The sequence below is a fragment of the Pseudomonas sp. S11P7 genome (genome assembly GCF_023195435.1).
Lineage (GTDB): Bacteria > Pseudomonadota > Gammaproteobacteria > Pseudomonadales > Pseudomonadaceae > Aquipseudomonas > Aquipseudomonas fluorescens_G.
On sequence record NZ_JALPKS020000002.1, the window covers coordinates 5,411,456 to 5,425,482 of the forward strand.

At 62.1% G+C, this 14,027-nt stretch carries 12 protein-coding genes; all 12 read right to left on the reverse strand.

Translation table 11 applies throughout. The features are described from left to right. Positions 1-118: 118 nt before the first annotated feature. Positions 119-1,624 carry a YdgA family protein gene (locus tag M0746_RS24790; protein ID WP_258450965.1) on the reverse strand — a complete coding sequence of 502 codons (1,506 nt, stop codon included), beginning with the start codon at positions 1,622-1,624 and terminating at the stop codon, positions 119-121. Positions 1,625-1,943: 319 nt separating this feature from the next. Then, positions 1,944-2,579 (reverse strand): NADH:ubiquinone oxidoreductase subunit N, encoded by a 636-nt coding sequence (locus tag M0746_RS24795; RefSeq protein ID WP_093095998.1) that lies wholly within the window; start codon positions 2,577-2,579, stop codon positions 1,944-1,946. 93 nt (positions 2,580-2,672) lie between these two features. Beyond that, positions 2,673-4,115, reverse strand: coding sequence for an efflux transporter outer membrane subunit (locus M0746_RS24800; protein ID WP_258450966.1), 1,443 nt, complete (start codon positions 4,113-4,115; stop codon positions 2,673-2,675). Beyond that, positions 4,112-5,002: an efflux RND transporter periplasmic adaptor subunit gene (locus M0746_RS24805; protein ID WP_258450967.1), complete on the reverse strand. Its 891-nt coding sequence runs from the start codon at positions 5,000-5,002 to the stop codon at positions 4,112-4,114. Before M0746_RS24805 ends, M0746_RS24800 begins: the two co-directional genes overlap by 4 nt. Next, positions 4,999-5,208, reverse strand: a complete 210-nt coding sequence (locus tag M0746_RS24810) for a DUF1656 domain-containing protein (protein WP_016772264.1) — start codon at positions 5,206-5,208, stop codon at positions 4,999-5,001. The genes M0746_RS24805 and M0746_RS24810 overlap by 4 nt, the downstream gene beginning before the upstream one ends. Next, positions 5,205-7,268, reverse strand: a complete 2,064-nt coding sequence (locus tag M0746_RS24815; protein WP_258450968.1) for an FUSC family protein — start codon at positions 7,266-7,268, stop codon at positions 5,205-5,207. Before M0746_RS24815 ends, M0746_RS24810 begins: the two co-directional genes overlap by 4 nt. Further along, on the reverse strand, positions 7,265-7,693 hold the full coding sequence (locus M0746_RS24820) for a MarR family winged helix-turn-helix transcriptional regulator (protein ID WP_090288108.1): 429 nt from the start codon (positions 7,691-7,693) through the stop codon (positions 7,265-7,267). The genes M0746_RS24815 and M0746_RS24820 overlap by 4 nt, the downstream gene beginning before the upstream one ends. Positions 7,694-8,143: 450 nt before the next feature. After that, a complete protein-coding gene (locus tag M0746_RS24825; protein WP_258450969.1) occupies positions 8,144-8,395 on the reverse strand; it encodes a DUF2789 domain-containing protein in 252 nt (83 codons plus the stop codon). A gap of 78 nt (positions 8,396-8,473) precedes the next feature. Continuing rightward, positions 8,474-10,012: an efflux transporter outer membrane subunit gene (locus tag M0746_RS24830; RefSeq protein WP_258450970.1), complete on the reverse strand. Its 1,539-nt coding sequence runs from the start codon at positions 10,010-10,012 to the stop codon at positions 8,474-8,476. 53 nt (positions 10,013-10,065) lie between these two features. Beyond that, positions 10,066-11,133, reverse strand: a complete 1,068-nt coding sequence (locus M0746_RS24835) for an HlyD family secretion protein (protein WP_258450971.1) — start codon at positions 11,131-11,133, stop codon at positions 10,066-10,068. A 26-nt stretch (positions 11,134-11,159) separates the two neighbouring features. Further along, positions 11,160-12,698, reverse strand: coding sequence for an MFS transporter (locus M0746_RS24840; protein WP_258450972.1), 1,539 nt, complete (start codon positions 12,696-12,698; stop codon positions 11,160-11,162). Positions 12,699-12,891: 193 nt separating this feature from the next. Then, a complete protein-coding gene (locus M0746_RS24845) occupies positions 12,892-13,839 on the reverse strand; it encodes a LysR family transcriptional regulator (protein ID WP_258450973.1) in 948 nt (315 codons plus the stop codon). Positions 13,840-14,027: the final 188 nt, after the last annotated feature.

Here is a 14,027-nt window from a genome sequence, read left to right on the forward strand (position 1 = left end):
TTGTTCAGAATCCTCGCGCCAGCCCGACCGGAAGCGCGAAAAACCCGAACGCCAGACAGCAAAACGCCCGGCGCCTGTTGGGGACAGAGGCCGGGCGTGGCTATTCAAGGACGCAGAATTACTGCACTTGCGTGACGCCGGCGAACTTGCTCATCAGGAAGCCGACGAACTGCTCGACGGTCATTTTCTGGCCGTTGAATTCCACCTGATTGGCCGCGTAGTGCAGCTTGGTCACGACGTTGGTGCCGTCGACCACCGCCAGTTGCGAACCGACCGCCATGCCGGCAAACATGTCCGCCGCTTCCTTGGACTGATCGACAATGGCTTTGGCGTCGGTCTGACCATCGAGTTGTGCCTGCACGCTGAGCAGATCGACCAGCATCGGTTTCGACACCTGGATATTCAGGTCGAGCAGTGCGATCAGTTGCTTGCCGAGTTGGTCCGGCGGCAGATCCATCGACTGCGGCTTGGTCAGGTCGATGACCAGATTGGCGCGGCTTTCGCCGTTGGCGGTGTTGAACGAGAGGTTTTCCAGCGCCAGTTGCGGGCCGGCGGCCAGCAGTTTCTGCAGGTCGGCTTTGACTTGCGCATTTTCCGCTTCGGTCAGGTTCAGCTCCGGTGCCGGCAAACCTTGAGCGGCCGCTTCGGCGGCGGCTTTTTCATAAGGCTGCAGCTTGGTCTGGTAGATCTGCATCAGCGACATCGTCGACGGAATGTCGAGGTTCTTCAGGCTCATGGCCATGGCCGCCGAGCCGACTTTCTTGTCGTTGAGGGTCACTTCGCCGATCTTGTAGTCAGCGCGGCCGGAAGCATTGCTGGCGTTTTCTTCGGTGCGGTTCTTCATTTCGAAGTTCTTCACACCCAGCACCATCGGTTGCGCACCGAACGTGGTTTTGCTGCTGGTCACTTCCAGGGTGTTTTCCCCGGTGTAGTAGCCGTAGCTGCTCTTGGCCAGATTACTGGCCAGGGTCAGGCCGTTGATTTCGACCTGCACCGGTGTCTGGTCTTCGGCCACGGTGACCAGTTTCAGGTTGTCCATATAACCGTCTGCCTTGACCTTCTGCGCCTGGGCGCTGGCGGAAATGTCCATGGTCAGGCCGGAAAACTTCAGGTTCGACTGGGCATCCAGCGCGGCTTCGAACGGCACCAGGTCCAGCGTGCTGGTGGTCGATTCGTCATAGCCGATGTTGGTCACACCTTTGAGCGGCGCGGCGCCCTTGGTCGCGGCGAACCATTTTTCCGTGGTCGGGCTTTTTTCCAGCTCATAGTTGCTGGTGGCCATGACCGGCAGCCACTTCAACGACACCAGCCGCGAGAATGGCAGCGGGCCGTGTTCGATGTGGTCGACGAACAGCAACTCGACCGGTGCATCACCGAACATCTCGCCCTCGCCTTTGAGGCGGTAGTGCGCGGTGCTGGTGAAGGTGTGACGCTCCAGCGACACCAGTTCCAGCGACGCCGTGCCGTTGGAGCCGGCCATGGCGGTCTGCAGTTCTTTGTTGGCGTTGCTGACGGCGTTGTTCAATACGCCCTCGATCTTGGTCCCGGTGTACCAGGCTCCGCCCGCGCTGACCGCGCCGATGGCAACAACAATTCCGAGAAGCACGCCTGCTGATTTATTCATGAATGACCTGATCGATTTCCGTGGCTGTAAGTGTGGTCGTCTTCCCTGAACCCGTAACCGGGTCGCGGCTCGACTGCGCTGAATTCAGCGCTGGAGATTAGCACCGGGCGCGGGGTTGGGCCCAATGTTTAAAGGTTAAAGAGTGTCTATGGGAGGAATTGACAGTCGGCGGGCCGTGAGAGTTTCGCAGTGAACACAGCCGCCATCGCTGGCAAGCCAGCTCCCACAAGGATCTCCAGCGAACACAAATTCTGTGAACACCACAAAACCTTGTGGGAGCTGGCTTGCCAGCGATGAGGCCAGATGATTCAGTCGAGCATCAGGAATACTCGGCCTCGATCTCATCGAGTTGATGATCAAAGCTCTTCAGCCGCGCCGTCCAGGTGTAAACCAGCACTTCAAAGTCGCGATCGATCACCGCCCCCTCCGGCCCCTCTGCGCGCGGGTCGCAGAAATCCAGCTGATAGCGTTCGCGAGCCATGGCGGTGGCAACGTCGGACAGTTCGCGGGCGTTGTTCAGCCAATGCCAGCCCTCGTCGGCGATCTGCTTGTCGAGTTCCAGGCATTGCTTTTTCAGGGCTTCGAGGCTTTTTTCCAGCGGGGTGCCGGTGAGTTCGCCCATGACTTCGGCGAAGGTGCGCCCGGGCTGCCAGTAGCTGCCCCAGAAATACCGGTCGAACACGGTTTCGACCCGGCGCAGGGCGACTTTGGTGTCCCAGATCAGCACCAGGACCTTGCCTTGTTCCAGCTGGCGTTTCTTGACCCGCTGCACCTGAACCGAGGCCCACGCGACCACGACGATCGCCATCACCGCGATCAGCGCCACGGCGCTGTCGAGGAAGATCATGGCCGTGTCGATCTGGTGGGCCAGCATGATGCCGTAGAAATAGGTGGCCGATAGCAGCACCAGCGCTATCAAGGCGCACCAGAAGCCCAGAGCATAAGGGTTTTTCATTATTGGTTTCCCCCGGACCAGCGCCAGCGATGCGTGCAGAAGGCGCGCTTTGCACGGGGCGCGCCTCCAACACTTCAAAGCATAGCAATGGCCTCAGGGTTTGCCGGGACTTGAAGCGTGCGTTCGTCCGCTTTCCCAGCCGCCGCCCAGGGCGAGGAACAAATCGATCTGGCTCATGGCGACTTGCGTGTTGGCTGCGGCCAGTTGCGCCGTGACATCCGTATAAGTGCGGGTCGCTTGCAGGTCGGCGAGAAACGACTCGCGGCCGGCCTGGAAAAAGCGGTGCGTCTGCTCGGCGGCCAGTTTTGCCGACTGCTCGGCCTCGGCCAATGCGTCGCGGCGTTGCAGTAACGCGCTGTACTGGGCCAGGCCAGTCTGGGTTTCGCGGATGGCGTTGAGCACCACGCCGTCGAAATGCGCCAGCGCGCCCTGGGTGTTGGCCTCGGCTTCGCGAATGCGCGCGCGAGCGCCGTTGGTCGGCACTTTCCAGTTCAGCGACGGGCCAAAGCCCCAGCGGTTGGTCGACGGATCACCGAGGTCATCGATGATGCCGACCGTGCCGATCGTCGCGCCGATGCTGATATCCGGGTACAACTCGCCAGTGGCGATGCCGATCCCGGCGGTGGCAGCGGCCAGACGCCGTTCGGCCTGACGGATATCCGGGCGCCGCTTGAGCAATGCGGCGCCATCACCGACGGGCAGCAACTGGGCGATTTTCGGCAGCTCGGCGCAACTGGCGGTGCCCGCCGGCAATTGATCAACCGGTTTGGCCAGCAGCATCGACAGCCGGAACAACCCGGCCTGACGCGCCGCTTCGTAGCGCGGCATGTCGGCGCGCAGGGATTTGAATTGGGTTTGCGAACGGGTGACTTGGGTTTCATCGCCGCGCCCGGCATCACGCAAACGCTGGATCAACGACGTGCTTTGCGATTGCAGGTCGAGGGAATGCTGAGCGATCTCGCGCTCTTCGTTGGCGGCGCAGACCTGGGTGTACGCGCGCACAACATCCGCTACCAACGTGATGCGCGCGGTATCGGCGGCGGCCTGAGTCGCATCGGCGTTGGCTTTCGCCGCTTCGATGCCGCGTTGCAGCGTGCCCCACAGGTCGAACTGGTACGAGGCACTGATGCCGATATCGGCAATGTTGGCCACCGGCACTTTTTCCGGCAGCAGAAACGCTTGCCCGGATTCCTGCAACCGCTGGGCGCCCATTTTTACCCCGCCGCTCCAGCCGCCCGCCGCTTCGGCCTCATCGACCTGCGCCCGCGCGCGCTGCAGGTTGGCTGCGGCCACGCGCAAATCGGTGTTGGAGGCCATGGCCTGCTGCACCAGTTGATCCAGCCGCGGATCCTGATACAGCCGCCACCAGTCCGCCGGTACCGGCGCGGATACCACCGGCTTGCCGGCCACCGCCAGCTCGCCCTGAATATCCTTGCGCTGAATCGCCGCGTCGTCAGGCACCTGATAACCCGGTCCGACCATCTGACACGCCGAGAGCATCAGGCCCAGCCCGGCGATGATCAGCGCCCTGTTCATTGCGCAGGCTCCCGCGGTTGCTCATCCTCAATGATCGACACCGTGGCGGTGCGGCCGGCAATCATGCGGAAATCTGCCGGCACTTCATCAAAGGCGATACGCACCGGGATCCGCTGCGCCAGACGCACCCAGCTGAACGCCGGGTTGACGTTGGGCAACAGGTTGCTGCCGCTGGTGCGGTCGCGGTCTTCGATGCCGGCAACGATGCTTTCGACGTGGCCGCGCAGTCTGGCGCGGTCGCCGATCACGCGGATATCCACCGACTGACCGACATGAATACCGTCGAGTTTGGTTTCTTCGAAATAGCCGTCGATGTGGAAGGAATTGCTGTCGACCACCGACAACACCGGTCGCCCGGCGGTGACAAATTCCTGTGGACGCGGCGCGCGGTCGTTGACGTAGCCGTCGACCGGGCTGCGGATCACCGAACGGTCGAGGTTGAGCTGCGCACTGTCCACCGCTACCAACGCCTCGGCCAGCGCCGATTGCGCACGGGCCACGCGCGACTGGCTTTCTTCCAGTTGCTCGGCCGGCACCAGGTTGCCGAGGCCACGGTTGCGCTTGGCTTCACGCTGCGCCTGGGCGAGGGTTTCTTCACGATCGGCGACCGCAGCCTTGGCCTGGCGCAGGGCCAGTTTGAAACGGTCCTGGTCGATGCTGAACAACACCTGGCCGCGCTTGATCAACTGGTTGTCCTTCACTTCCACCTGCTGGATCAGCCCGGACACGTCCGGGGCGATCTGGATGATGTCGGCGCGGATATGGCCGTCACGGGTCCACGGCGCAAACATGTAATACATCACCATGCGCCAGACGAGGACCACGGCAAATGTCACGATCAGCAGGGTCAGGACCACGCGACCAATAGTCAGAAACGGTTTTTTCATGTCATCAGGTATCGACTGAGTGAGTCCACGCCGTACAGCAGCACGGCGTAGAGCGCCACGTTGAACAATGCCCGGTGCCAGACCAGACGGTAAAAGTGCAGGCGTTGCAGCACGCCATGCACCAGCAAAAACAACACGTAAGTGATGCCCATCAAAACCAGCAGCGTCGGCAGAAAGATGCCGCTGATGTCCAGATCACCAATCATAGGGGCGCTCCATCGGGCAGCGGTTCTTCGGGCTCGGCGCTGGAGACGAATTCGACGCCGGGCAGCAAGGCCAGACGCAAACCGCTCAGGGCGTGCAGCAGGTGCAGACGGGTTTCATCGTCACCCTGGCCGTTGAGCGCACGGCGGGTACGGTCGAGGGTCATCAGCAGACCGCTCGGCGCTGGCAGGCGTTCGCCAGCCTTGAGGCAGGCGCGGAAATACTCGCCGACCTCGCTGACCACTTGCTGCAGCAAGGCCTTGGGCGCCCCGCTGACGCGCGGGGTGTAGGCCAGCAAATCGAGCATGTTCAGCCCCACGCGTACTTCGCGCATCGCAATCCCGGTGTCCTGCCCGGTCAGGGCCAGACGCGGCAAATGCTGCATCAGCCGATCAAGCAGTTGCACGCCCAATTGCCGGTGCTCGGCGAGACTGGCCGGCTCGGTCATGCGCACGATGTCCTTCCAGCTGAAACGGGTCAGACGCTTGGCCGCCAGTTCCGCGCCGAACGGCCGCGCCACCAGGGTCCAGATAAAAGCGAACAGCAGGCCGATCGGCCCTGCCAGGTTGGAATTCACGAAAGCGAAAAAGTCGGCATCGTAAGCGCCCTGAATGCTGATGAACGACGAGGTGTTGACCAGTGTCAGCAGCATCCCGAGGTAGAAACGCGGTTGTACGGTCAGCGTGCCGACGCAGATGAACGGCACCGAAAACGCCAGCACCAGCATCGGGAAGTCATGCAGGTTGGGCAGGATCAGAAACAGATACAGGCTGGCGAACAGCACTGACATGCCGGTCCAGAAAAAGAACCGGTAAATCTGCGGTGCCGGGTCATCCATCGAAGCGAAGAAACTGCACGCGACCGCCGCCAGAATCACCGCGCTGCCGCCGTCCGGCCAGCCGAGCAGAATCCACAACACCGAAGCGACAATGATCGCCAGAATGGTCGAAGCCACCGAATACAGCATCAGCCCACGGTCGATAAACGGCGTCAGACGGCCGAGGCGCCAGTGGCGATAAACCGCACGCCAGCTGTCCTGACGTTCGCACAAAATCGCATCCTGCAGACTGCGACAGTCCTGCCACAGGTCGATGAATTCGCCAAGGCGATACAGCGCGTTGGAGAACAGCAACTGTTTGCGATCCTCCAGCGCCTCAGCGCTCGGCTGTAAAGCGTCGAGCTGATCTTTCAGCGCTTGCCAGCGACCGAGATCAGCATCTGCATGGCTCAGCCATTCGCGGGTGGCCGTCAGCAGCGGCTGGAATTGTGCGACCAGTTCCGGGGTGCGCCGCTCGAGGGCATACAGCGAATCTTCCAGCGCATCGATCACCGGCAGCAGGTGGATCATCCGCCCGCGCAGTTCCTTGGTGTTGCGCACGGTCTGCGGACGCGCGCCTTCGTGGGGCAACTGGCCGATCATCAATTCAAGACTGTTGAAACTGGCGACCATCGCCATGCGCAAAGCCGCAACTTCCTCGGGCTGCACATCGCGGCTGAGAAACTTCTGGCTGTAGGTGGTGGCGTCGGCAAACCATTTGCCCACCGCATCGTTGAACACCGGTGCCAGGCGACGCGGCCAGAACATCGCACCGACTACCGCAGCGACGGCGATGCCGAGAAAAATCTCTTCGGTCCGCGCCTCGGCCACATCCCATACCGCCAGCGGGTTATCGACCACCGGCAGGGCGATCAGCGGCAGGGTGTAACCGGCGAGCATCAACGCGTAGCTGTTGGCGGTGCGCAGGTGCAAAGACATGAACAGCAGAATCCCTGTCCACAAGGCGATCACCACCACCAGCACATACGGGCTCTGCACGAACATCGGCACAAACAGCACCGCCGCGGTAGCGCCGAGAAAAGTGCCGATCGCGCGGTACAAGGCCTTGGAACTGGTCGGCCCGAGAAACGGGCTGGAGACGATATACACCGTGGCCATCGCCCAATAAGGACGCGGCATCTGCATGAGCAGGGCGATGTACAGCGCAATCATCGACGCTGCAAAGGTACGGACCCCGTAGAACCAGTCCCGGGCCGGCGGAATGCCAGTGAAAAAACCGTTCAAGAATTGACCACCACAGGCGGACTGGCCGCCTCAAAAGCCCTGAGTACCCGAAGCGTAGCTTCCAGATCGTCTCGATCGATGCCTTCGAGCACTTCATGGCGCAAGCGCACCAACTCAACTTCCACCGCTTGCACCAGCTCACGACCGCGGTCGGTCAGGCTCAGGCATTTGGCACGGCGATCCTGAGCATCTTCGGTACGGCAGACGTAACCGGAATGACACAGCTGATCGAGCAGGCGCACCAGCGACGGGCTCTCCATGCCGGCGGCCTGAGCCACCTGAACCTGGCGCACACCTTCGCCAAGACGCCCGATCATCAACAATGGAACGGCGCAGGCTTCGGAAATTCCATAGTTCACCAGCGTGGTCTGGCAGATTTTCCGCCAATGCCGCGCGGCCACCACCATGGCGCTGCTGATGTTCATCTGGAGATTGTCGAGGGAATCGGACACGGGAAAACGGACACTGTTAGTTTGCTAACTATCAATATCGCATTGGAGAGGAAATTCAGTCAAGTTTTGAAACAAATTGCTTCGATGAGGACCGCCCTATAGCTCATCAATCTCAACAGGGAAACCGATCTCGCCTCGGCGTGAATGAATAACAGAAGCCAGTTCGAGATCATCGATGCGGTTCAACAAGTCTCTGAAATGCTCGGCTGATATCAGGATCGCAACTGCTCGACCCTGATCGTGAACGGTGATTGGCCCGTGTTGAACGGTTTCGATAGTCGCCTCCGGACAAACTGTCAGCTGCGCAAGATTCATCGTTTGGATTGGCAAAAAGACTGCATGCTCGGTTCTCCGACTCTCAGAGAAGCGACGCTACTCCGATGTGGGTCTGAATCCCTCCTGCATTCTGTAAGAAGGTTTGCCTTAGCTCGACGCGCCGCGCCCCTTACGCAACATCACATCCAACTGATCCACCACCTCCGCCCAATCCGCGTCCTCCTGAATCTCGTCGCGCAAGAACTGCGCCTGACTTTCCGACCAGAAAAACGCATCGGCTAAATGCAATTTGGGCTTGAGTGGAGAATGGCTGGCAATGAATTGGTCGATGCTGACCGGGTCATCAGCCAGGCCGAGTTGTTTGAACAGGGCCGGGAGGCTGTGTTGTGGATTTTCCATGCTGCAACTCCTCTGGCATTCAGGCGCGGCGTTGAACCGCTTGATCCAATGGAGTTGAGCATAGCGGGCGCTGTTGGTTCAGGGCTTCGCGACGTCCGGCGTGGCCGCAGCCATCGGCTGCGCCGGATACACCGATTGCCATCCGCCACCCAGTGCCTTGTACAAGCCGACCACCGCCAGCGAAACGCCGGTGGAGCTTTCGACCCATTGTTCCTGAGTCGCCAGCAAGGCGCTCTGCACGGTGAGGACGTTGACGAAATCGGACACGCCTTCGACGTATTGTTGCTGCGCGGTGCGCAGGGCGATCTGGTTCTGGCGCACGGCTTCGGCGAGGCTGTCGCGGCGGCGCTGGCTCGCGTTGTAAGCGCTGAGCTGATCGTCGATTTCATGCCAGGCCCTCAGCACGGTTTGCTGATAGGCGATGGCCGCTTCCTGCTGTTGCGCTTCGCGCAGTTGCAGCATGCCGCGCAGGCGCCCGCCGTCGAACAGCGGCAGGCTGAACTGCGGGCCGATGCCGAACGCGCGCGCGCCCCATGAACCGAAATCGCTGAGTTGCATGGCTTGCGAGCCGAGGTTGCCGGACAAGGTGATGCGTGGGTAGAAATCACCCTTGGCCACGCCGATAGTGGCGGTGGCCGCGTGCAGGCGTGCTTCGGCCTGGCGGATGTCGGGGCGCCGTTCGGCCAGTTGCGATGGCAGGCCGATCGCCACTTGCTGCGGCGACTGCGGCACCGCTGCGTCGGTGGATAGCTCTTTGGCCAAGGCCTGCGGCGGTTCGCCCATCAGCAGACTGATTGCGTTGATCAGTTGCGCCTGACGCTGCTCAAGTGCCGGCAGCCGTGCTTCGATGGCGGCGACTTGCGCGGCGGCTTCGGCGACGTCCAGATCGGTCGCCACGCCGTCGGCCAGCCGCAGTTGCGAAAGCTTGAGGCTGTGGCGGGCGACGTCGAGGTTCTGTTCGGTGACGGCGCGGGTGTTTTGCACGCCGCGCAACTGGATGTAGTTTTGCGCGGTGTCGGCGAGCACGGTCAGCAAGACGCCACGGCGGTCGTTTTCGGCGACTTGCAGATTGGCATCGGCGGCTTCGGTTTCGCGGCGCACGCGGCCCCAGAAATCCAGCTCCCAGGACGCGGAAAAACCGGCGTCCCACAGGTTGAACGCTGAATCGCCGTTATGCCCCGATGGATCATTCAAGCCTTCGCCACTGTTGCGCTTGCGTCCATAGCTGCCGCTGGCAGCGGTGTTCGGGTAACGCTCAGCGGTGATCACCTGACGGGCCGCGCGGCTTTGCTGCAGGCGATTGCTGGCCAGTTGCAGATCAAGGTTGCTACGCACGGCACGCTGGGTGAGTGCCGAGAGTTGCGGATCGTTGAAGACCTCCCACCAGCGCTCGTTGAGCGGTTCGCTGACGGCCTGGCTGGGGGCGGATTTGGCGGGTTTGGCCCAGTCGGTGATTGGCGTGGCTTCGGGCTTTTGGAAGTCGGGGCCGACGGTGCAGGCGCTGAGGCACAGGGTGAGCAAGGCACTTGAAGTGATGTGCTGCCACTGGCCCCATCGCTGGCAAGCCAGCTCCCACAGGGATTCTGCAGGCTGTCCAGATTTTTCAGGGCTGCCCATGGACCCTGTGGGAGCTGGCTTGCCACCGATGAGGCCAGTCAATTCAACACCGGTCATCGCTGTACCACCTCGCGATCGGCCTTCACATCCGCGGTATGGATACTCGCCTCCACCGACATCCCCACCCTTAACCGTTCGGCCAATGGCTGGCCCGGCTCCAGCACGATCTTCACCGGAATCCGCTGCACGACTTTGGTGAAGTTACCGGTGGCGTTGTCCGGCTTCACCGCGGCAAACGTCACGCCGGTCGCGGGCGCAATACTTTCGACGCGGCCGGTCAACGCCTCACCGCCCAGACTGTCGACGCGCACCTGCACGTCCTGTCCCGGCTGCACGTCGGTCAATTGGGTTTCCTGAAAATTCGCCACCACGTAGGCCTGCTGCAACGGCACCACCGCCAACAGCTTGCTGCCCGGCGTCACGTAGGCACCGACCCGCACCGCGCGCTCGCCGATCATGCCGTCCTGTGGCGCGGTGATGCGCGTGTAGGAGAGGTTGAAACTGGCGATTTCCAGCGCTGCTTGCGCGTGTTTAAGGCTGCCTTCGGCGGCGTCCCGTTGCGCCGTGAGGATTTCCACTTGCTTACGCTCGGCAGCCAGTTTCGCCGTCGCCGTGTCGAGCCGCGCCGAGGCCTGATCGATCCGCGTGCGCGCCTGTTGCGCGTTCTGTACCGTGCCGGCACCGACACCGGCGAGGTGGTTGTAGCGGTTCAGTTCCTGCTGGGCGAAGGCCATCTCAGCCTTGGCCGAGACCACCGAGGCCTGAGCCTGGGCAATCAGTGAGGTCTGGCGCTCCAGCGTCGCCTGGGCATTTTGCAGTTGCGCCCGGGCGACCAGGGTTTGCGCGTCCGCCGCTTCAGCCGCGGCACGCAGATCACGGTCATCGATCAGCGCCAGCAGTTGCCCGGCCTTCACTTGCTGGTTGTCCTCGACCAGCACTTGCTTGATGAACCCGGCGACGCGCGGCACCACCAGCGTGTAGTCCGCCGAGACAAAGGCATCGTTGGTGGTTTGCTCGGTGCGTTTACCAAACAGGCCAGGCAGCGCCAGGTACACCAGCACGCCGACGGCCAGCGCAGCGGCAACGGCCACCGCGAGTTTTTGCTTTGCTTGAGTCGTCATAAAAACCTTCTGTTTCAGTGCAGCAATCAAGTCGGCGCGCGCGGCGGATAGATCCGCGTCGGCAGCCAGAAAATCAGCAGAATCAGCGCCAGCGCGACGCCGGCCATACACACATAGAGATCCGAAGAAGTCAGCACCACGGCCTGCTCGTGCAGGCGATGGGCGAGCCCCGGGTCGCTGCGATCGGCCAGCGGCGAATTGCCGAGGCTGTCGACCAACATGCTCGAATGAAAATGCAGGCGCGAAGTGGTCAGCGCCTCGATCACCCCGGTGGCAATCACTGACGAAAGCCCTTTGACGGTGTTGAACCACGCCGAGGCGAACGGCCCGTCGAGCGGAGTGATGCTGCCGGTGGACAGCATCAGCAACGGCAGCACGGCCATCGGCTGGCCGAAAATCTGCAACCACTGCAGCACGTAAAAATCATCGCGGATCCACGCCGAAGTCAGGTGCGACCCGCCCAGGCACGACAGCGCCAGCAGGCTCAAACCGATCCCCAGCACCCAGCGGCAATCGACCCAGCGCAGGTTGCACAGCGCCGCCACCAGCGGCAGCGCGAGCAACTGCGGCAAGGCGGCGATCAGCATGATCGGCGCGGTCTGCACCGGGCGATAACCTTGCACCTGAGCCAGATAACTCGACGGGATCAGCACCACGGCGAGCAGCACCACCAGCACACCGGCCAGCGTCATCAGGGCGAACGACAGATTGCGAATGCCGAGCATCTGCAATTTGAAAAACGGAATCGGCTGCGACCACTCGTTGATCAGAAACGCCACCAGCAACAGCGATCCGGCGCCGAGCAAGGCGCAGATCAGGTTCGATTCGAACCAGTCCAGGCGATTGCCTTGCAGCAGCCCGATGACCAGCATGCAGATCGCCGGAAACCCCAGCAGCAAGCCTTTCCAGTTGAAGGTTTTCAGGCGTTCCAGACGCAGCGGATCCTGCGGAATGCCGTAGGCCACCGCCGCCATGGCGATCAGGCACGGCACCACTATTTGCCAGAACGTCCATTGCCAGCCGACGTACTCGGTCCACAAACCGGCCAATGGCGTGCCCAATCCCGGACCGAAGGTCGCGGTGAGCGCATAACCGGCCAGCCCGTAGAGCTTGATGTTCGCTGGCAGAAAGCGCAGCGCGACGGTCATCAACATCGGCGGCAAAGCGCCGCCCGCCAGCCCCTGCACAGTGCGCATCAGCAACAGGCTTTCGTAGTTCGGCGCGAACGGGCACAGCACACCGAGCAAGGTGAACAGGCTGATCGCGCACAAGGTGAATCGCCGTAGCGAGAAGGTCACCGAACACCACGGTGCAAACGCCATGGCCGCAACCGAGGTGGCGGTGTAACTGGCGACCAGCCAGGTGCCTTCGTCATAACCGATATGCAGCGCGCCGCGAATATCGGCGAGGGCGACCTTGGTCACCATCTCGTTGAGGCCCGACACCAGCACCGCCAGCAGTACGCCGACCAGGCCGATGATGATCCGCGCCCCGAACACCGGTGGCGCGGCCGCCGTCGCCGGATTGGCCGCAGCGACAGGCGCCGCGGCCGTCAGGGATGTCATGAATGAATACTCCGGAGAGAAAATACCGGAGCATTTTAGTGGGGCTTGGCAATGCCGAAAATTGACTTATTGGCAGGTTATAAGTGCATCAGACACAACAATGAAACTTGTAGGAGTGAGCCTGCTCGCGATAGCGGTTTGTCAGTCAATTCAGGTGTCGAATGACACACCGCTATCGCGAGCAGGCTCACTCTTACAGGGGTTTTGTGTGGGTTCGAAGGCGATAGGGCTGTGCCGCCAGCCACGTTTCATCGCAGCAGGTTTTCAGGGTTTCGCGCAGCCAGCGGTGTGCCGGGTCTTTGTCGAAGCGCGGGTGCCAGGCCTGGGTCAGCATCAGCATCGGCAAGGGGATCGGCAGGTTGAACGAGCGCAGTTTCAAACCCAGACGCCGGACACTCAGCAGAGCTTCCTTGGGCACCGGCAGGATCAGGTCGGAGTCCGGCAGGGCGAACATCGCCGCATGGAAGCTCGGTGCGATCACCGCCACCCGCCGCTCCAGGCCCAGCGCATTCAGCGCCGTATCGATCGGGCCGCGGGCGATGCCCCGGCGCGACATGCTGATATGGGAAAACCCGGCGTAGCGCTCGGCGGTGATTTCGCCATCGAGCAGTGGATGGTCCTCGCGCACCAGACCGACAAAATGCGTCGAGAACAGGTTCTGCACTTTCACTTCAGGCGTGACCGGCCGGGTGTTGCTGACGCTCAGGTCGATGCGCCCTTCGCGCAGCGCCTCGTCGTCGCCGTCGCCTTCCGGGACGAAGCGCAGTTCGCAGTGCGGGGCGAGTTTGTCGAGGGTGTCGAAGAGCTTGCCGCCGTAGACACCGACGAAAAAGTCATTGGCGCGAATGCTGAAGCGTCGGCGCAGCGTGCCCAGCTCCACACTGTCGGCAGAACGGAACAGCAGCGCGGCCTGCTCGACCACGTCGCGCACCTGCTCGCGCAACTCCAGCGCCTTGGGCGTTGGCACCAGACCGCGGCCGGCGCGCACCAGAATCGGATCGCCGATGGCCTCGCGGATCCGCGTCAACGTGCGGCTCATCGCCGCCGGGCTGAGATTCATGCGCCGCGCCGCACCGACCACACTGCCCTCGTCGAGCAGAGCGTCGAGGGCGACCAGCAGGTTCATGTCCGGGAGTTGCATGCTGAGCACTCTAGGCAGATCGGGATTGATCTGGGCGCAATGCTAGCAAACATCTTTCAGAGATGGCGGTGGCGGACAGGACGCCATCGCTGGCAAGCCAGCTCCACAGTGCCTTGGGAGTTCACAATATTTGCGGCCACCGCAAAACCTGTGGGAGCTGGCTTGCCAGCGATGAGGCCGGCCGCCAC

Coding starts and splice junctions, on each gene's coding strand:
- M0746_RS24820 (WP_090288108.1), bottom strand. CDS start 7,693: ATGAACATCAGCAGCGCCATGGTGGTGGCCGCGCGGCATTGGCGGAAA.
- M0746_RS24800 (WP_258450966.1), bottom strand. CDS start 4,115: ATGAACAGGGCGCTGATCATCGCCGGGCTGGGCCTGATGCTCTCGGCG.
- M0746_RS24835 (WP_258450971.1), bottom strand. CDS start 11,133: ATGACGACTCAAGCAAAGCAAAAACTCGCGGTGGCCGTTGCCGCTGCG.
- M0746_RS24845 (WP_258450973.1), bottom strand. CDS start 13,839: ATGCAACTCCCGGACATGAACCTGCTGGTCGCCCTCGACGCTCTGCTC.
- M0746_RS24810 (WP_016772264.1), bottom strand. CDS start 5,208: ATGATTGGTGATCTGGACATCAGCGGCATCTTTCTGCCGACGCTGCTG.
- M0746_RS24825 (WP_258450969.1), bottom strand. CDS start 8,395: ATGGAAAATCCACAACACAGCCTCCCGGCCCTGTTCAAACAACTCGGC.
- M0746_RS24830 (WP_258450970.1), bottom strand. CDS start 10,012: ATGGGCAGCCCTGAAAAATCTGGACAGCCTGCAGAATCCCTGTGGGAG.
- M0746_RS24805 (WP_258450967.1), bottom strand. CDS start 5,002: ATGAAAAAACCGTTTCTGACTATTGGTCGCGTGGTCCTGACCCTGCTG.
- M0746_RS24790 (WP_258450965.1), bottom strand. CDS start 1,624: ATGAATAAATCAGCAGGCGTGCTTCTCGGAATTGTTGTTGCCATCGGC.
- M0746_RS24795 (WP_093095998.1), bottom strand. CDS start 2,579: ATGAAAAACCCTTATGCTCTGGGCTTCTGGTGCGCCTTGATAGCGCTG.
- M0746_RS24840 (WP_258450972.1), bottom strand. CDS start 12,698: ATGACATCCCTGACGGCCGCGGCGCCTGTCGCTGCGGCCAATCCGGCG.